General features: G+C 37.5%; 19 protein-coding genes. 4 read left to right on the top strand and 15 right to left on the bottom strand.

The window, feature by feature from the left end:
• Positions 1-60: 60 nt before the first annotated feature.
• The 4 genes from AC3WOM_RS19100 to AC3WOM_RS19085 all read right to left on the bottom strand — a co-directional run bounded on the left by AC3WOM_RS19100 (position 61) and on the right by AC3WOM_RS19085 (position 4,197).
• Positions 61-1,104 (bottom strand): phosphotransferase family protein, encoded by a 1,044-nt coding sequence (locus AC3WOM_RS19100; protein WP_492447966.1) that lies wholly within the window; start codon positions 1,102-1,104, stop codon positions 61-63.
• Positions 1,105-1,116: 12 nt separating this feature from the next.
• The gene (locus tag AC3WOM_RS19095; protein WP_427548263.1) at positions 1,117-1,893 is read right to left on the bottom strand and encodes an SDR family oxidoreductase; all 777 of its coding nucleotides are present in this window, start codon (positions 1,891-1,893) and stop codon (positions 1,117-1,119) included.
• On the bottom strand, positions 1,890-3,125 hold the full coding sequence (locus AC3WOM_RS19090) for an acyl-CoA dehydrogenase family protein (protein ID WP_492447965.1): 1,236 nt from the start codon (positions 3,123-3,125) through the stop codon (positions 1,890-1,892). Before AC3WOM_RS19090 ends, AC3WOM_RS19095 begins: the two co-directional genes overlap by 4 nt.
• A 187-nt stretch (positions 3,126-3,312) precedes the next feature.
• Positions 3,313-4,197, bottom strand: coding sequence for a LysR family transcriptional regulator (locus tag AC3WOM_RS19085; protein WP_492447964.1), 885 nt, complete (start codon positions 4,195-4,197; stop codon positions 3,313-3,315).
• Positions 4,198-4,336: 139 nt separating this feature from the next.
• Here AC3WOM_RS19085 and hutG point away from each other — a divergent pair, with 139 nt between their 5' ends.
• Both hutG and gltS read left to right on the top strand, forming a co-directional pair.
• Entirely contained in the window at positions 4,337-5,302 is a 966-nt protein-coding gene (hutG, locus tag AC3WOM_RS19080; protein ID WP_492447963.1) for a formimidoylglutamase, read from the top strand.
• Complete coding sequence (gene gltS / locus AC3WOM_RS19075) at positions 5,299-6,483, top strand: sodium/glutamate symporter (RefSeq protein WP_492447962.1); 1,185 nt, start codon at positions 5,299-5,301, stop codon at positions 6,481-6,483. The genes hutG and gltS overlap by 4 nt, the downstream gene beginning before the upstream one ends.
• Before the next feature lie 61 nt (positions 6,484-6,544).
• Here the strand turns inward: gltS and AC3WOM_RS19070 are convergent, their stop codons facing one another.
• From AC3WOM_RS19070 to AC3WOM_RS19040, 7 genes are all read right to left on the bottom strand, one after another.
• The gene (locus tag AC3WOM_RS19070; protein WP_492447961.1) at positions 6,545-7,810 is read right to left on the bottom strand and encodes a polysaccharide deacetylase family protein; all 1,266 of its coding nucleotides are present in this window, start codon (positions 7,808-7,810) and stop codon (positions 6,545-6,547) included.
• Positions 7,811-7,926: 116 nt separating this feature from the next.
• Positions 7,927-8,481 (bottom strand): hypothetical protein, encoded by a 555-nt coding sequence (locus AC3WOM_RS19065; RefSeq protein WP_492447960.1) that lies wholly within the window; start codon positions 8,479-8,481, stop codon positions 7,927-7,929.
• 12 nt (positions 8,482-8,493) lie between these two features.
• The gene (locus AC3WOM_RS19060) at positions 8,494-9,330 is read right to left on the bottom strand and encodes a D-alanyl-D-alanine carboxypeptidase family protein (protein WP_492447959.1); all 837 of its coding nucleotides are present in this window, start codon (positions 9,328-9,330) and stop codon (positions 8,494-8,496) included.
• A gap of 239 nt (positions 9,331-9,569) precedes the next feature.
• Entirely contained in the window at positions 9,570-10,217 is a 648-nt protein-coding gene (locus AC3WOM_RS19055; protein WP_492447958.1) for a histidine phosphatase family protein, read from the bottom strand.
• 40 nt (positions 10,218-10,257) lie between these two features.
• Positions 10,258-10,680: a DUF3995 domain-containing protein gene (locus AC3WOM_RS19050; protein WP_492447957.1), complete on the bottom strand. Its 423-nt coding sequence runs from the start codon at positions 10,678-10,680 to the stop codon at positions 10,258-10,260.
• Positions 10,681-10,780: 100 nt separating this feature from the next.
• Entirely contained in the window at positions 10,781-11,296 is a 516-nt protein-coding gene (locus AC3WOM_RS19045) for a TetR/AcrR family transcriptional regulator (RefSeq protein WP_492447956.1), read from the bottom strand.
• A gap of 258 nt (positions 11,297-11,554) precedes the next feature.
• Positions 11,555-13,243 (bottom strand): AAA family ATPase, encoded by a 1,689-nt coding sequence (locus tag AC3WOM_RS19040; protein WP_492447955.1) that lies wholly within the window; start codon positions 13,241-13,243, stop codon positions 11,555-11,557.
• A 94-nt stretch (positions 13,244-13,337) separates the two neighbouring features.
• Between AC3WOM_RS19040 and AC3WOM_RS19035 the strand changes: the two genes are divergently transcribed.
• Positions 13,338-13,769, top strand: a complete 432-nt coding sequence (locus AC3WOM_RS19035) for a hypothetical protein (protein WP_427548285.1) — start codon at positions 13,338-13,340, stop codon at positions 13,767-13,769.
• A gap of 74 nt (positions 13,770-13,843) precedes the next feature.
• On the opposite strand, the gene AC3WOM_RS19030 is transcribed toward AC3WOM_RS19035, so the two are convergent.
• The 4 genes from AC3WOM_RS19030 to AC3WOM_RS19015 all read right to left on the bottom strand — a co-directional run bounded on the left by AC3WOM_RS19030 (position 13,844) and on the right by AC3WOM_RS19015 (position 16,300).
• A complete protein-coding gene (locus AC3WOM_RS19030) occupies positions 13,844-14,821 on the bottom strand; it encodes a helix-turn-helix transcriptional regulator (protein WP_427548287.1) in 978 nt (325 codons plus the stop codon).
• Positions 14,822-15,045: 224 nt separating this feature from the next.
• Entirely contained in the window at positions 15,046-15,363 is a 318-nt protein-coding gene (locus AC3WOM_RS19025) for a YbjQ family protein (RefSeq protein WP_427543319.1), read from the bottom strand.
• Positions 15,364-15,375: 12 nt separating this feature from the next.
• Positions 15,376-15,855 (bottom strand): nucleoside 2-deoxyribosyltransferase, encoded by a 480-nt coding sequence (locus AC3WOM_RS19020; protein WP_427543322.1) that lies wholly within the window; start codon positions 15,853-15,855, stop codon positions 15,376-15,378.
• Positions 15,856-15,865: 10 nt separating this feature from the next.
• A complete protein-coding gene (locus AC3WOM_RS19015; protein ID WP_492447954.1) occupies positions 15,866-16,300 on the bottom strand; it encodes a GNAT family N-acetyltransferase in 435 nt (144 codons plus the stop codon).
• Between the two features lie 224 nt (positions 16,301-16,524).
• Between AC3WOM_RS19015 and AC3WOM_RS19010 the strand changes: the two genes are divergently transcribed.
• Complete coding sequence (locus AC3WOM_RS19010) at positions 16,525-17,691, top strand: immunity 26/phosphotriesterase HocA family protein (RefSeq protein ID WP_492447953.1); 1,167 nt, start codon at positions 16,525-16,527, stop codon at positions 17,689-17,691.
• Positions 17,692-17,811 lie beyond the last annotated feature (120 nt).

Here is a 17,811-nt window from a genome sequence, read left to right as displayed (position 1 = left end):
AATACGGCTGCTAATTAAAGCAACCGTCGTGTGAAAAAATTTACCTATTCTAATTGAATTCTACAATGCCTTAGAAGCTTGTTTAATAAGTGCTACTACCATTTTATCCATCTGTGCAAATCGATCATCCTTTGTTTGACCATTTACATAGCGATAGTAAATTTGCTGACAAATAACAGCTAATTTAAAGTAAGCAAATGTAATGTAATAATTAATAGCTGAGACATCCCGTCCACTTTTCTCTGCATAGCGCTGTATAAATTCCTGGCGCGTATAAAAGCCTGGTAAAATTGTTACTGGAGGCTCTCCAAGTGCGTATAATAGCATTTTTGGATCATCCGCATGCATCCAGTAGCTCATTGCCACACCTAGATCAGCTAATGGGTCCCCTACTGTCGTCATTTCCCAATCAAAAAGTCCAATCATTTCCGAAAAATCATTAGAAAACATAGCATTATTCAGCTTATAATCATAATGAATAATCGTAGCTTCACTGTTAGTAGGAATATGGTTCATTAACCATGTTGTCAACGCTTCAACCTCAGCATGCTGTGCTGTTTTCGCTTTGTCATAGCGTTCAATCCAGCCCTGTACCTGCCGCTCCATAAATCCTTCTGGCTTGACTATATCCTTAAGCATCGTATCCTGATATGGAATAGCATGAAGAGCTACAAGGGAATCAACCATTTTTTCAGATATCTGGTGTGCTAATTGCTCGCTATGCTCAATGCCCTTAGGAAAATGTGTGTCAAGCACAATGCCCTTCTTTCGTTCCATTAAGAAGAAATCACTGCCGATGATATCTCGGTCTTCAACGTAAACAAATGGCTTCGGTACAGCAGCTAAAAATGGATGCAAGGCTGATAAAATCATAAATTCACGTTTCATGTCATGCGCTTTTTTGGCGACTGGTCCATGTGGAGGTCGACGAAGAACGGCTTCAAAATCACCTACATTTAGACAATAGGTCAAATTTGAATGTCCTGCACTAAATTGTGAAATTTCAAGAATTCCTTCTGGTAAATCTGGAAATTGCTTTTTCAAAAATGACTGTAATTTCACTTCATCAAGACGTTCATTTGCCCTTACTTGTATCGTATCCATCAAAACCCTCCCTTAAATAATTGAGCTCATGCCACCATCTACAACAATAACATCTCCTGTTACATAATCTGAGGCAGCCGCCGCTAAAAATAATGCAACTCCCTTTAAATCATTCTCAGAGCCTAAACGTTTTAAGGGTGTGGCACCCATTAAATAATCTTGTCCACGTTCAATTAAAACGTTTGACATTTTTGTTGGGAAGAATCCTGGCGCAATCGCATTGACATTGACACCATATGGCCCCCATTTTACGGCTAAATCCTTTGTTAAGGTAATAACCGCCCCCTTACTCGCGTTATAGCCAATAGTATCCATAAAATCTGGTAATGTACCGCCTAGCCCTGCAATTGAGGCGATATTAATAATTTTGCCACTTTTTTGTGCCAGCATTTGTTTACCAACTGCTTGACTCATTAAAAATGTACCGTTTACATTAACATCAAATACTTTTTGCCAAGCCTCATATGGCATTTCAACAGCAGGAGTTCCCCAAGACGCTCCACTATTATTTACTAAAATATCAATATTGCCGAATGTTTCGATAGTTTTTGATACTACGTTCGCTACATCGTCTGATTTTGTTACATCGCAGGCAAGAGCTAATGTTTGTACACCTAATTTCTCTAGCTCTGCTGCTATCTCCTCACACGCCTCTACCTTTCGTGAGCACAGCACCACATTGGCACCTGCCTCTGCAAAGCCTTGCGCAATCTGAGCTCCCAGTCCACGTCCCCCACCTGTTACGATGGCCGTCTTTCCCTTCAGGCTAAATAAGTCAAGTACCGTCATTTCACCAGCTCCTCTAGTTTTTTAGCATGTTTTTTCAGCTCCAATTTAGCAATTGTATTACGATGCACCTCATCCGGTCCATCTGCTAAACGCAATGTGCGAGAATTGGCCCACTGTGCAGCGAGCGTCGTATCAGGTCCAACCCCAGCAGCACCAAATGCCTGAATCGCTCGGTCAATAACTCTTAAAGCCATATTAGGAGCAACCACTTTAATCATGGCAATTTCTGCTTTCGCTTCTTTATTACCTACTGTATCCATCATATATGCAGCCTTTAGCGTTAACAATCTCGCCTGCTCGATATCAATGCGAGACTCTGCTATCCGCTCACGCATCACACCCTGATCTGCAAGTGGTCGATGAAAGGCCCGTCGCTCTTGCACACGTACACACATTTCCTCTAATGCTCGATCAGCGGCCCCAATAAGACGCATACAATGATGGATTCGACCAGGTCCTAATCTTCCCTGTGCAATGGCAAACCCCTTACCTTCCCCCCACAATATATTGTCCACAGGTACGCGAACATTCGTGAACGTTACCTCACCGTGTCCTTCTGGTGCATGGTCATATCCAAAAGCCGTTAACATGCGCTCTATTTTTACTCCAGGTGTGTCCATAGGGACGAGAATCATTGACTGTTGTTCATGGATTGGTGCTGTCGTATCTTTATGTTTTCCCATAAATATAGCGACTTTACAACGAGGATCTCCAGCCCCTGTTGTCCACCACTTATGCCCATTTAGGATATAAAAATCCCCATCACGTTCAATGCTAGCCTCAATATTGGTCGCATCGCTTGAAGCAACTGATGGTTCTGTCATCGCAAAGCAGGAACGTATTTCTCCACGTAATAATGGTTCTAGCCACTCTTTTTTCTGCTGCTCTGAGCCATAGCGCACAAGCACCTCCATATTTCCTGTATCAGGTGCATTACAGTTAAAAACCTCTGGCGCAAGTAAAGAGCGTCCCATAATTTCACATAAAGGCGCATACTCTAAATTTGTTAAGCCTGCCCCATATTCACTATCTGGCAAAAATAAATTCCATAAGCCTGCATCCTTTGCTTTTTGCTTTAACTCCTCCATAATGGGTGGAATTGCTCCCCAACGATCCTCCATTGCTTCAACCTGTGCTGCATACACTGCCTCATTTGGATAAATGTACTGCTCCATAAAATTAGTCAGCTTCGCCTGTAACTCTACTACCTTTTCACTATAAGAAAAATTCATAGAAAATCCCCCTTCAATAAAAATGAATGAATATTCATTTTATTTCTTACATTAAATGTTACCGCTATATTTCCTGTAAATCAATCATCTATTTCAGAAAAATTTGAATGATAGAGAAAATATGGTCATTAAACAGCATTTTAGAGAGGTAGGGAAATTTTCAACTCAAAAACATTATTTTTAGTGATTATGGCTCAAAAAATCGGACAATATTTGCTAATAAATGACGAATGGCAAGTGGTAAATGGCGATTTTTTAAAGATACTAAATATACATTGCGCCGTAAATTTGGACCATCAATTTCTTTTTGTACAATAGTTTTTGCGGTAGGACCTTGTAAGTAATTTTCTGGTAAGATCGTAATTCCTAAATTTTCTCGAACAAGCGATACAGCCGTTTCAAAACGCTCAATTTCATATTGAATATTCATCTTTACGCCAGCCTGCTCGAATGCACATAAAATATCAAGCCTCGTTTGAAATCCTTCTGTACTAATGATAAATGGTTCATTACATAAATCAGCAATCGTCAGTCGATCCTTTTCTGCTAATGGATGATTTAATGGCAAAACAGCAACTAGCCGCTCTTCATATAAGCAACGAACTTCTAGCTCTTCATCCTCCATCCGCTGATTAGTAATAATTACATGTGTTTTATAGCTTTTTAGTGATTTTTTAACCCGCTTACTGCCTAAAATATCTACTAAATGAATCATCATTTGTGGATAGTCACTTTTATATTGTGCAATGACTTTTGGTAGCCAATGCTTGATGGATTCCATCACACCTATCGTCACTTCACTTGTACCATGTACGATTACTTCATCCATTTCTATTTTTAAAACTTCCATATTTTTTAATATCACTTTTGCTCGTTCATATAAAAGCTCACCAGCTTCTGTTAGTTGAAGGTTTCTTGTATTTCTATTCAATAAGGGGGAGCCAATCTCTTGCTCTAATTTCTTGATAGCATTGCTTAAGGAAGGCTGCGAAATATGCAATTTTTCTGCTGCCTTTGAAAAATTCATTTGCTCAGTAACAGCAATAAAATATTGTAACTGTTTTAAATCCAACACAATATCACTCCTATTTATAGTTAAAAGCTATAGATTAATAATAATTATATATTAGTAATTATAATTATGTGAATATATAATAAATTTACAACATTATTTACACTACAATAATATTGGAAATGGGGTTAAGAGGGTTATGTATGCAATGACAGATCAAAAACAATGGGAAGGCCGTATAGATTCCACTACTAATACGAGTAGTTTTCGTTTGCATCAAAAGGTAAAAAGAATTCCAATTAATGATGTAAGCGCTTCAGATTATCAGCGTGCTGCTATTGTTGGCTTTATTTGTGATGAGGGTGTACGTCGCAACCAAGGTCGTGTAGGGGCAGCAAGTGGACCAAACGCTTTACGTGCAGCATTAGCTAGCCTCCCTTGGACTTTCACCGAGGATCAGCAAGTAATTGATGTAGGCAATATTCTGTGCCTAAATCATGCACTAGAAGATGCACAAAATGAGCTTGGCGGAATTGTTCAAACACTACTCACGAAGAAATGTCAATGTGTAGTGCTTGGTGGTGGGCATGAAACATTATATGGCCACTATTTAGGTGTTCGTGCAGCACTGCCAAAGGATGCAAAAATCGGCATCGTCAATATCGATGCTCATTTTGACTTACGGCCTTATGATGAACAGTCATCGTCTGGTACCATGTTCCGTCAAATTCTAGAGCAGGACCCATATACTGATTATTTTGTCCTTGGAATTCAGCGCTATGGCAATACAAATGAGCTATTTGAAAAAGCAGATGAATTACATGTGAAGTATAGATTAGACGAGAATATGACAGCTGAAAATAAAGTGCAAATTCTCGATGATCTTCAGCACTACATGGATAATCATGATTATGTGTTGTTAACGCTATGTATGGATGTACTAAATGCTGCCTTTGCACCAGGTGTTAGTGCACCTTCCCCGTTTGGGCTGGACACAACAACTGTACGCACAATACTACAAAAGGTAGCATCACATCCAAAGACACATTCTTTTGATATTTGTGAAGTAAATCCTTCTCTTGATGAGAACGGACGCACAGTTAAATTAGGTGCTTATTTTGTCTATGAAGCACTAAACAACTTACTGAAGGGGCAAGGTTCATGATCGAATTTAATCAAATTACAACTATCTTTTTAGCAGCTGCCCTATTAGGATTAGGTAGCTGGCTAATCAGCAGAATAAGCTTTTTAAAACGTTTTTGTATTCCAGCACCAGTTGTTGGCGGCTTATTATTTGCCGCATTAGCAACTATTTTAAAGACAACAGGTACCTTAGAAATTTCTCTTGATACATCTTTACAAAGTCTATTTATGATTACCTTCTTCACAACAATTGGCTTAGGAGCAAGCTTTAAACTAGTGAAGCTAGGTGGTAAATTACTCATTATCTACTGGTTAGCGTGTGGCTTCCTTGCACTTATGCAAAATGTGATTGGTGTATCCCTTGCTTCACTAATGGGCATTCATCCATTAATCGGTATGATGGCAGGTGCTGTTTCCATGGAAGGTGGGCATGGAGCAGCAGCAGCATTTGGACAAACATTAGAAGACTTAGGTATTTCTTCTGCCATGACAATTGGTGCAGCAGCAGCTACATGTGGGTTAGTCGCTGGTGGCTTAATTGGTGGTCCTATTGTGAAGTACTTAGTTGGTAAGTATAATTTAACACCTGATGAACAAGAAACTGAGGAAATAGACTATGAAAATAAACAAGAGCAAATTACATTGGATTCATTCTTTACACAGGTAATAATCATTACGTTCTGTATGGCTGTTGGTACGTATGTTGGAACATTGTTCTCAGAGGCAACAGGCTTTGTATTGCCAGGCTATGTAGGGGCCATGTTTGTTGCTGTGATTGTACGTAATATTATGGATAAAGTAAAACCAGCTGCGATTAATATGAAAAGCATTTCTTTAATCGGTGATGTGACATTAGGTATTTTCCTTTCAATGGCACTCATGAGCATTAAATTATGGGAAATTGCCGATTTAGCACTTCCACTATTTATTATTGTGTTTGCACAAGTCTTCTTTATCGTTGTATTTAGTATCTTTGTATTATTTAAATTACTTGGAAAAAATTACGATGCGGCGGTTATGGTTGCAGGCTTTGCAGGTCATGGTTTAGGGGCAACACCAAATGCAATGGCTAATATGTCAGCTGTTGTTCAACGCTTCGGTCCATCGAAAAAAGCATTTCTTGTTGTACCAATCGTTGGGGCATTTTTAATCGATGTCTTTGGTATACCAATAATTATCACAACGATTAATTTATTTAAATAATGAAAAAGCCGTGCAATCGTCTATCTTTGACACATTGCACGGCTCTTTTATTGAGCTATCATTATTGTAATATTTCACTAACAGTGACAAATTCGTAGCCTTGCTTTTGCAAGTAAAGAATAACGTTTTCGAGACCATTTGCGGTTGATTGATGAATATCATGCATTAAAATAATACTACCATCTTTCGCTGATGCTTTAACATACGCTAAAATCTTATCTGCATTGCGATGCTTCCAATCGAGTGTATCAATTGACCATAGAATGGACGGCATTGATATGACAGAACGAACTTGTTCATTCGTGGCACCATAGGGCGGACGGAAAACTGTTGGATACTGACCAATTGCTGCATAAATTGCATTGCTAGTTCGATCAACCTCTTGCTTAACACTTGCTGTTGATAGGTTAGTCAATTTTGAATGATTCCATGTATGATTCCCTACTTCATGTCCTGCCTCATAAATTGTTTCCACTAAGGCAGCATTTTTAGTGACATTTTTGCCAACCATAAAAAAGGTTGCATGGGCATCGTATTTTTTTAGTATTGCCAAAACTTGTGGTGTAACTTTTGCATCTGGTCCATCATCGAATGTTAATGCTACTCGTTTCTTTTCTCCTTTGGCTACTGCAACACCTTTATTATAGATTTTATTATCTAGCTTTTTAAGGTCCACTAGCTCCGAAGCCTTGACATAACCTTTTTGTGCATCGGTTTCTACATAGGCCCAGCCAGCAAGTATTGTATATTGCTGCACTTCTGTTTTATTTGCAATTGTACCAAGCACTTCACCACTAGGGCTAGCCGTTAAACGAAGGGTAGCTCCATTTTTAGCATTTACTTGCTTTTTTATGATAATTGGCTTCTTTATAGAATTCGTTGCTACATAGCCTATTTCCTGACCAGATTGAACAAAGGACCAGCCTCCAGGTGCTGCTCCATATACATAGATTAGGCTGTTTTCATAAAGCTGTCCTGTTTTTTGTGAACTTGGACTAGGATATGTAAATAAAGTTGTTCCACCTTTATTAGCTACTATATACTTTTCAGATTTTAGGCTTGCTAATGCTGCCGTTTCTACGTACCCCTCTAGCTGTTGCCCTTTAATGGATGCCCATTCCCCACTTACAGATACAACTTTTACATAACTCCCCTTTGTTGCATGACCGATTATGGCACTATCTACAGAAGGTTCTACATATATTGCTGTGTCTTTGGCTACTTGCTGAATAGCTGATGCTCCCTCCGCATTTGCAAAAACATCAGCTACAAATAGAAAGCTAATTAAAAATGTCAAAAACATAGCATAGGGTAAAAGTTTTTTCATTGTTTTCCACCGTCCTTTATTATCACAGATGTCATTTTACATGTGTGTTTATACTGAAAAATAGAGGATTTCACTTATATTATAGAATAATAGATTATACCAAAAAATAGTAAAAATCAACTAGTTTTTGTAATTGAAAATTTCTTCATAAACATGCTTCGATAGCTGGGATCAACTGCATATTGTTGAATAGTTTGTTCATGCTTTGTTAAAAATTCTTCAACGATTTTTTCCTCAAATAAATCATTTCCCTGTGGTAACGTTGGCAAAAGAGATGCCATTTCAGTCATCAATACATCTCTTGGAATCTCATATAATTCTCCATCGATTTCAAAGCCATAGCCCTGTGCATTTGGAACTAAAATCGCCCCCATCATCGCATTATAAACCAATGCTTTCCCTTTTGATGTGGAAGAAGAAAACCAATTATTTAAGGCCTCATTGTCATTTCGATAAATGACACGTAATACCTCCCCTCTTAAATCGAAATAGTCGATTGTATCCCCATGCATGAATACGGTATTTGCTATTTTACCGACCTTCATATGATCCCCAACATATGTGCCGATGAAAGGCTCCCAAGCAGCCTTCTCTTTTTCGGGTGCCTGTGTAGTAGTGCATCCTACTAATAAGACGATTGAAAGGACTAAAAAAGTTGCTAATTTTTTCATGTTTTTTTCCTCCTATAGTGCTTCATAGGCTGTTAGCGCATCTTCAATATGCAATGGTGGTGTCCAAGCTTGCCCTGCTGCATTTGTTGTAATGAAGAGATAAAGATTGCCATTTTTTTCAATAATAGATGCTAAGCAAAGACCCGCTTCAGGCGTGTAGCCCGTTTTCCCCCCAACAATTGTCCCTTCTGCTCCAGCTATTTTCATAAAAAGTGAACTTGATATTGTCAGTTCATTTGGGACATGCGTTATATAACTTTTTGAGGTTAAAATTTGATAAAAGGTTGGATTTTCAATAGCATAACGAAATAATTTACTAAGATCACGAACACTTGAAACATGCGCGTCATCATGTAATCCGCTGGCATTAACAAAATGTGTATTATCCATCTCCAATTCCTGTGCCTTATTATTCATAAGCGTCACAAAAGCTTCCTCACTGCCTGCAATAGCATCTGCCAATGTTCCTGTAGCATCTGCACCAGAGGCTAGCAGTGTACCATATAATAAATCCTCCATTGTTACAAAATCACCTGCCTTAAAACCAGCCATAGAAGCATTTTGAGCAGTAAATTTTGTAATGGTTTGTGGTTCAACAATTGTTTGCTTTTGAAGATTGACACTACCCTCTATGGCCACAATTGCTGTCATAATTTTCGTTAATGAGGCTGGATATACAATGGCATCTGCATTTTTTTCATATAAGACATATCCTTTTTCGTTCAGCAGCAAAGCATTTTTACTATGTAATGTAGGTAGCTCTATTTGTGCATTTTCGGTTCTGTTATCAAGATAATAAAAAAGGAAAGCTGCCACACAGATACAACAAAATAAGACAAATTTCTTCATAAAAAAACGCCCCCCACACATTATAATAGGAGGCAATTCTGAATATTCCTGTAGGTAATTTATGAAGAATTTCTTAAGAAGCGACCTAATCAATTTCGCCTTGGCGTAATTGCGTCCGGATTTTGAATTGTGCCAACACAATTCATTCCTTTGAAAATCCGTGACATCCGCCGGAGGCTTTATCTTCATTCAGTAGGTGTTTGGACACCCACTGAAAAGGAAACAAAACCGCATTCATCTCACCACCTGTAGAGGTGGGAGTCTTCTGCTGAATGAAGATAAAAATCATCGAAATCTGAGTAAATCGTAGTGATGGTATTATTTGATAATTTAAAGAACATATCTTGTGAAACCGTTAGTTTTAAGGCATCATCCTTTTTTAAGCCCGCATATAATCCACGTAAAATGCGTCCAGTTAAGCCATGTGAAATCACGATCACTTTTGGTTCACGCTGTATCTCCTCTAGCCAATTACTTATCCTACTTGTAACAGCTTCGTAGGTTTCTCCATTTGGTGCATGAAAATACCAACTATAGATGTCTTCCTTGTGAAAGAGATTTGGCCAAGCACTTTCGATTTCAGATGTAGTTAGACCCGCCCATTGACCAACAGCCACTTCAGTTAATCGTTTGTCCTGTTGAACGTTTTGAACATCAACTCCAATTGTTTCACAGATAATGGCAGCACTTTGCATGGCTCTTCCTAATGGGCTCGATATAATTTTCCAATCTTGAGGATTGCCAATGATACTTTTTAGCATACATGCATTTTGCTGTACTTGCTGAATGCCAGCTTCAGTTAAAGGTGAATCAAGCTCACCTTGGTAACGACCCTGTGTATTAAATTCTGTTTCACCATGGCGAAATAGGTAAATCGTTTGACTCATTCTAATTTCCTCCTATGTACTCTACCTACTTTTAGCTACTCTAAAATAACAGAATAATATAGGAAATGCTCAAGAACAAGCATAATGGACTGTAAATCCAAGTATCATATCGAGCAAACTGAGAATGCTTTATTTTTTTAAAAAACCCTAGATAATTAAAATCACCAATAGCTCGAATCATAAAAACGATAGCACATATTATACTTCCAAGCTTTGAAAGAGCATTTGTCTGAAGGCTCTCTAAGTATCCAGCTTGAAAAATTAGCATAAAACTAGCCAGCAAAATAAGAACAGCAACTAGCATGGTTCCAAGCTTTCTTGGCTTAAAAATAGGTTGATGCTCTCCCTCCTTTACTGGAATGACTGCCACTGTTCCCCAACGACCTCCAAAGGCCCAATACATATGAAGCACACTGATAAACCACAGAAGACTAATTGCTATAAACACTATTACAGTTGTCATTTGTTTCCTCTCCTCAATCATAATTCAACAAAACATACACTACCGTATGTTGCAGTGTAAAAGTAGTCCCTAATAAGGGTTCTACACCATATTAGGGACCTTAATGAATATGCTTTAATAGCTTCAGCATTTTTTCAATCTCAAAATGGGGATTTGCTTCAAACCTTGTCATCCACCCCACATACGTCAAATAGGCAAGTCTTGCTCGATCTACTGATTCAACATCAGCCATGCCCATTTTTCGGTATAATTTTGCCACACAGGCAATTCTCTGTTCTTCAATATCGACTAATTTAGCTGCAACAGTAGAATCATATTTAGCCCATGCATAAATGCCAATCTCTATTTTTTTATCTCTGCTAAAGCTAATTCGTAGCAGCTGTTCCAATGTAGCCTGTTCCTGCTCCATACTTTGAACAATGTGCTTTGTTGCATGTATTTCCCAATACTCGAGCATTGCATCTAACAGCTCCTGATGATCACGGAAATAATGGTAAAAACTACCTTTACTAATCTTAAGTAGGCGGGCAAGTGCTTCTATTCGAACTTTATGTATTCCTACATCAGCTAGTTGTTGTAATCCAGCCTTAATCCAATCTTCCCTTGTTAATTGCATAGTCATTTCTCCATGAAAATACGATAGCGTATGTTTTGTGTTAGAATACTACTCTTCTCATTATTTGTCAATTATTCAGTTGGTTTATTTTTAAGAATTTTAATGTTGTTACTGACTGTAATATTGATTGTTAATACTCTTGGTAAAATACAAGCACCTACTAAAATGATTGTCATAAGCTTTTTCATTTGTCATCCCCTTTTTATGTTTTAAATGACCAAAGCTCCTTGCCATAAGCTACTTTGGTCACGACCATTATCAAAATGTATTATCAAATAGATTTTCTGTAATACCGAGTAAAATATCATCCTCTGCAAATGTCATAAGTTCTTGCTTGGTAATATTGTTTTGCTGAATAAGACGATTTGATTGAATGGTTACTAGCTTTTCAAATAAATTACGAATATATCGCCCATTTGAAAAATTAGGAATCGACTCAATCGGAATTTTGTGTAATTGATCTTTCATATGGTTTGTAAATGTTTCTTCATATTGATAATCATTGTTTTTACATAGCATTGCAAAAATATCATAAAGCTCCTCTGTGCTGAAATTATCAAATTGCACAAAATGATTAAAGCGTGATTTAAAGCCTGGATTAGCTAATAAAAATTCCTCCATTAGCTCTGTATATCCTGCTACAATAACGACCAAATCATCACGTAAATCCTCCATTGCTTTTAATAGGCTATCAATTGCTTCCTTTCCAAAGGCATCTTGTTTATCATTAACCAGTGAATAGGCCTCATCGATAAAAAGCACGCCGCCTTTTGCCTTATTGACCACTTCCTGTACCTTTAGAGCTGTCTGACCTACATAACCTGCAACTAACCCCGCACGATCTGTTTCTACAAAATGTCCACTTGAAAGAACACCGAGATGCTTATAAATTTGACCAATGATCCTTGCAACTGTTGTTTTCCCTGTGCCTGGATTACCAGAGAAAACAAGATGATAGGTTATTGGGAAGCTTGTTAATCCATGATCGACACGTAAGCTTTGAATTTTAATAAAGTTGATGAGGTTATGTAATTCCTTCTTAGCATTTGGAAGTCCTACAAGACTATCTAATTGCTGTTGTAGTTTCTCAATTTCCCGCTCAATTTCTGGTGTTATTCGTAAGCGTTCTCCATTTATAAATTCACCGCTATAAATAATCTTGCCATCCTCATTAAAATAATCTCCTCGACCATGCCTTTCTCCATTTACAAGTTCGCCAATATAGCACGCCTGTCCATTAGCATAATAAAGAGTACCATGTCCTGTCATGGCATCCTCTTTAAATTGGCCCTCCGCCTCAAGCACTCCTAGCTTCGAGTAGATCTTTCCCTTGCCGTGTTTTGCATCCTCGAAAAAATACCCTTCGTATTGAAGTGCGGATACCCCACTCTCAAGCTCCTCCGTACTTGGTATCTCGGGTGTATAGTAAAGCTTACCTGCCCCCTGCATATGATTCCAAATAAAATCACCTTCATATTGTAAAAAACCGTTTGGATAATATTGTTTCCCTTTTCCCTTCTTCATGCCATGGACAAAATCACCCTCATATTGTGGCTGATCTAAATGGGAATACTGTGTACGCATCTCCTGAAAAGGAGCAGTTAAATTTTCCTCATAATGTAATACTCCGTAGCCATCCATTAAATCATTACGAAAATGACCCTCGTAATAAATATGCCCATCTTTATATAAAATGCCATTTCCTTGTTTTTTATTTTGAATAAATTCACCTTGGTAAATCATTTGGCCTTTTAAATACATAATGCCATTTCCCTGCTTCATGTGATTGGCAAATTCACCCTCAAATAATAGCTCTCCATCTTGATCGAATAATGTACCCTTGCCATCATAAATGTCATGTCCAAAATCGTTTTTCTTCACACCGCCACGATACATTACTGTACCGTCTGGATAAAATAGCTCTTTTTCTTCATGATTATGTGTCATTTTATTGCCATCCTTTATCAATTCAGTATATGCTCAATTATAGCGTGGAACAGCATATATATGTGCGAATTTTTTGAATTTAAGGAGTTTTTACATGAAAAAAAGATACAAACTGTTAATTGGTATCCTTTTACCACTTATCATCCTTTTCGTTTCAACATTACTGATAACGCAGGATTCAACTTTTGATAAGGAGGTAACCGAACGGCTTGATATTGAGCAAGTAAATGAAATCGAAATTATTCGCGGCTCAGATGAAAAAACCATCACTGTAACAGATGCCTCTCATATCGATCAAATTATGCAGCAATTTAACGGCCAACCGCTCCGTAAAGTACGCTTCGATAAATCTGATGGTGACGAGGTATATTGGTTAACGTTACACATAAATGATGAGCGTGAAATAGGTTTACGCTTAGATAACTCAAAGCATTTATTTGTTTATCTATATGAAGAAAGCTATATGAAAGATTACAAACTTTTAGGAGATTTACAGTTAAACTTTATTGAGGAACTATTTCAATAATTGTTGTAAACATCAAAATCCGCTTCGTCTTTTAGAAGATTAAGCGGATTTTTTCTCTTTGATGAAATGTTATATTATATATAACGATAATTTTCCTGCATCGAATGAATGGTTTCAATCATTTCCTCTCTTAGCTCAATCGGCTCTATTACTTCAATATTAGCTCCTTGACTAAGCAGCCACATCTTAATCCCATGTCCAAAAACCTCTGCCTCAAATAAATAATGTCCATCTTTATTGGATAATATTTTAGCTGTTGGTAGACGATCTAATACAGCCTGAGGGGATGAGCCATTAAAGAGAAATTTAATATGCATAAGCTCACCTGCATGCATAAATTGAATACACTTGCGAAATTCACCTTCCTGAAAACGCTCAGCATAGGGTATCTTAAATTTTTTATCAAGCTCCAACAGATGCTGTATACGGTCAACTCGGTAGACAATGGGCAAATCCTTCTCATGCTTACTATCATAGGCAATTAAATAAAAATAGTACTCTGAGAAAATAACAGCGAGAGGCTTTACTATTTTTGCCGTTGGGATTGTTTCTCCCTCACGCAAGTAATCAATTTGAATCATATTCTTTTTTTGAATGGTCTCTGAGAGATTCCAAATTATTTGTAGTAAAGACTTTCGATGGTTTAAATCTACATATAAATGCTTTTCGTTTAAGATAATATTATGAATAAACTCTTGTTTATCAGCCGCAACAATCGAAATAAGCTTATCTATAATCTCACTCATTTCAGATTTTAAAAATGCTCTTGATTCAATAAGAATTTTGACTATCGCTAAAACTTGCTCTTTCGATAAAATATGTTCTCCGATATTTGTTAGCTTATAGACCTTTTCTGCTCGCACATATTCTAAATGACAATTTAATTTAGCCTTTTCAATATACGCTCGAATTTGATCCAAATCGCGTTGTATGGTTTTTTCACCAACTTGATGTGTAAATGCCTCTTGTTTTTTGTTTATTCCTTGACCATCCATCAATCTATCAAACATAGAAATGACGCGATAGCCTTTATTTTGTTGTGAATCTACCATATATCCCACTCTTTCTTCATCAGTACCTTTCTATTATACAAAATGAGTTGGACACTATTAGTCCTTTTCACTATAAAATTTCTATATTATTGCTATAATTGGTACTATACTAATTTAACAAAAAATCGTCATACAACAGACTAAACAAACTATATTTTTGTCATAAATAAGGGTATTTTTACAATAAAAAGAGCTTCAATCTTGTTGATTGAAGCCCTTCATTTTTATTTCTTTAATTTTACGGCTGTTCCATATGCCAATACCTCAGATGTACCATCCATTACAGACGAGGTAGAAAATCGAACACCTACTATGGCATCTGCACCTAGTTTTTTGGCTTCTTCCTCCATTGCACTAGTGGCTATTTCTCGAGAACGGACTAGCATTTCTGCATACTCCTTCATTTCTCCACCAACAATATTACGAAGCCCTGCCATCATATCACGGCCAATATTTCTTGATTGAACAGAATTACCTTTTACTAAGCCAATTGTTTCCGCAATTTCCTTCCCTGCCACAACATCTGTTGTTGAGAGTAGCATACAAATTGCCTCCTATTTGTTAAATTTTCGAATGGCTTTGACAGCCTCTTCTATGGAAGATGTAATGATTCCATTGCGTTTTATCAAGCCGATTACAAATAAATTACGATATATAAACTGATTTTCAATGCCGTCCCTTACAAGTGCCTCTATTTTTTGCATATTATCCCTGCCCTGCTGGCGCACATCTGTAAAGATACCGATAATTGGTCGATTCAGCATTGCAAAAGCACCAATTTCAGCCGCCACACCTGAATCAATCTCCACACCATCTAAAACAGCTACAAGCACATCACTTTTTTGTAGCATCTCTAAATCTGCTTGTGCAATGGCTAGACTATCCGCATAGGCTGTTTTATCGTTAATGGCGTCATTCTCCTGCGGCACATACAATTCAATACTTGGTACTGCCTCCCTTATAGCCGCAGCCAGCTGCTCATTTACTAAACGATCTCCTAATGAAAATAATCCATTTGCTAAGTATGCCTTCATGTTAAAACTCCTATTCCAATAATTTTTCAAATACTATTTTATGTCGACCTTTATCATCAATAAATGTTGAGACAATATCAAATCCATGTTTAAGATTCGTGATAAGCATTGCTTTTCGCTCATTCCTACCATATGTACGAACTCTTTTAAAGCCCATTGTCTGAATATAGGCATGCTGCTGACGCATAAGTAGACTAGCAATTCCCTGACCACGCTTGGTTGCATGAACACCACCTAGCCAGCTGTAAAAAACACCATCAGGATGGATATAGCCGAGTTTAAAGCCAATAAGACGTTCATCCTCAATAGCCAATAGACAAAGTAGGCCATTTTTTCTTTCAAGTTTTACTACTGGCAGATTGGCACCATCAAAGACGTGCGCATGTATTTCCTGTAATTGGTTGAGCCACTCATACGGTACACCTTCAGTTGTCACAATATGCATTTTTTATTTCACCTCATTGCTTCAATTATAACAAAATTAACATGCCATAGTGATTCCTATTATGTCAGGTCCATAGAATCAATATATGTATTCTATCTGCTTCTAAAGCAATCAGCCTTCCTGTACTAAAATGACTATTTTAACCATTTTTCAATTATGCTATTTTCGTAACAATAGGATTTCAGTATACTTGACATCATCACTCAAAGTAGGAGGAAATCCAATTGACAGCATTTACTAGTTGGTTAACAAATTCAATACGCCCTTATTTTGGACTACATTTCATAGAAGAGCATTGGGACACGCTCCAAATTCGAGAGGATTATTTTATTTACCTTGATGGTGATCTCATTAAAAAAAGAATTTTCATCAATGAGCAAAGCTACCAAGAGGCTGATGTAAATATTTTAACACGCAATCGTGAGGTCATAGCCCCTCAAACGGCTCGTGGAAAAGAAAAGAAACTAAATTACACAAATATTTCCGCAGTAAAAGCAACAGGCGTTGTCTTCTCTGCTAGTCTAGGCAATCAAGGTCATTCATCTTGTTATGTCATGGCTCGAAATGCGAAAACCTATTACCAGCTCCCATTAACTGGCTTTGAACATCTAACAACTAAGGCTGACGTCATGGAATGGCTACAGCAATTTCCTTCGAAGCTTCCAACAAACTATTCAGACAAGCTTAAGAAACTTACAAGTATGAAAAGCTTACGTTATAAAGCTGTTCCAGGAGATATTTTTCGTGTAGAGATAGATTTGTTCGTAGATGGCTATGTCCTTGTTATTGGAGATTTGCGTCAAATGCAAAAGGATAATCTATTTGCAGAGGATAGTATTTGGCATGATGTCATGACAATGCCATTATTTATCCGTCCTTATTTGCTTACAACGGCAGAGCGGTCCCCTCATCTCGATGAAATCATATCCGCTCCATTAACCGCACAAACGCGAATTGTGATGGACGATCATTTTATGCGTGGATGCTATGAAAAAGTTGGGCACAAAGCATTAACTGAATCTGATATTGAATTCCCCATTGGGTATGGCTTAACTCTTGATTATGGCAAGGAGTCTCGATACCGCCTTTCATGGGGCACAGGAACCATTAGTAAGCCAGAGCCTACAACCTCGCTTAAAACTGGTAGCCGTTTTACTAATCATGGTGTTTGTGCAGGTGTTTTTAATGATTGGCTAAAGCCAGAAGAGGATGATGAATCAAGATCACTGGATCACCCACAATATCAAAAAGAACGTCAGCAAGTATTAGATGAATTTGGTCTTCCAGCAAACATCACCTATGATGAATTTAATCGACAAACTGGTGGACTTACTCGCAATGAGTATATCAATTATGTTACTAAAACTTATAACAGCTCTCACAAAAAATAGAAGTCGGCAGCAAAAAGGAGTATATCCCTGATACTCCTTTTTACTCATGTTGTTGAAATACTATTATGTCAATGACATCAAGGTGACAAATTAAAAAGTATAGCCCTTTTTCAAAACGAG

The organism is Lysinibacillus sp. FW301-JW8 (assembly GCF_058788755.1).
The sequence above is the reverse complement of the archived record's forward strand: the minus strand, read 5'-3'. Positions and strand labels throughout refer to the sequence as shown.

What these genes read in the sequence shown, in the direction of transcription:
- AC3WOM_RS19100 (WP_492447966.1), bottom strand. Translation starts at nt 1,104, where the DNA reads ATGGATACGATACAAGTAAGGGCAAATGAACGTCTTGATGAAGTGAAA.
- AC3WOM_RS19095 (WP_427548263.1), bottom strand. Translation starts at nt 1,893, where the DNA reads ATGACGGTACTTGACTTATTTAGCCTGAAGGGAAAGACGGCCATCGTA.
- AC3WOM_RS19090 (WP_492447965.1), bottom strand. Translation starts at nt 3,125, where the DNA reads ATGAATTTTTCTTATAGTGAAAAGGTAGTAGAGTTACAGGCGAAGCTG.
- hutG (WP_492447963.1), top strand. Translation starts at nt 4,337, where the DNA reads ATGTATGCAATGACAGATCAAAAACAATGGGAAGGCCGTATAGATTCC.
- gltS (WP_492447962.1), top strand. Translation starts at nt 5,299, where the DNA reads ATGATCGAATTTAATCAAATTACAACTATCTTTTTAGCAGCTGCCCTA.
- AC3WOM_RS19070 (WP_492447961.1), bottom strand. Translation starts at nt 7,810, where the DNA reads ATGAAAAAACTTTTACCCTATGCTATGTTTTTGACATTTTTAATTAGC.
- AC3WOM_RS19065 (WP_492447960.1), bottom strand. Translation starts at nt 8,481, where the DNA reads ATGAAAAAATTAGCAACTTTTTTAGTCCTTTCAATCGTCTTATTAGTA.
- AC3WOM_RS19060 (WP_492447959.1), bottom strand. Translation starts at nt 9,330, where the DNA reads ATGAAGAAATTTGTCTTATTTTGTTGTATCTGTGTGGCAGCTTTCCTT.
- AC3WOM_RS19055 (WP_492447958.1), bottom strand. Translation starts at nt 10,217, where the DNA reads ATGAGTCAAACGATTTACCTATTTCGCCATGGTGAAACAGAATTTAAT.
- AC3WOM_RS19050 (WP_492447957.1), bottom strand. Translation starts at nt 10,680, where the DNA reads ATGACAACTGTAATAGTGTTTATAGCAATTAGTCTTCTGTGGTTTATC.
- AC3WOM_RS19045 (WP_492447956.1), bottom strand. Translation starts at nt 11,296, where the DNA reads ATGCAATTAACAAGGGAAGATTGGATTAAGGCTGGATTACAACAACTA.
- AC3WOM_RS19040 (WP_492447955.1), bottom strand. Translation starts at nt 13,243, where the DNA reads ATGACACATAATCATGAAGAAAAAGAGCTATTTTATCCAGACGGTACA.
- AC3WOM_RS19035 (WP_427548285.1), top strand. Translation starts at nt 13,338, where the DNA reads ATGAAAAAAAGATACAAACTGTTAATTGGTATCCTTTTACCACTTATC.
- AC3WOM_RS19030 (WP_427548287.1), bottom strand. Translation starts at nt 14,821, where the DNA reads ATGGTAGATTCACAACAAAATAAAGGCTATCGCGTCATTTCTATGTTT.
- AC3WOM_RS19025 (WP_427543319.1), bottom strand. Translation starts at nt 15,363, where the DNA reads ATGCTACTCTCAACAACAGATGTTGTGGCAGGGAAGGAAATTGCGGAA.
- AC3WOM_RS19020 (WP_427543322.1), bottom strand. Translation starts at nt 15,855, where the DNA reads ATGAAGGCATACTTAGCAAATGGATTATTTTCATTAGGAGATCGTTTA.
- AC3WOM_RS19015 (WP_492447954.1), bottom strand. Translation starts at nt 16,300, where the DNA reads ATGCATATTGTGACAACTGAAGGTGTACCGTATGAGTGGCTCAACCAA.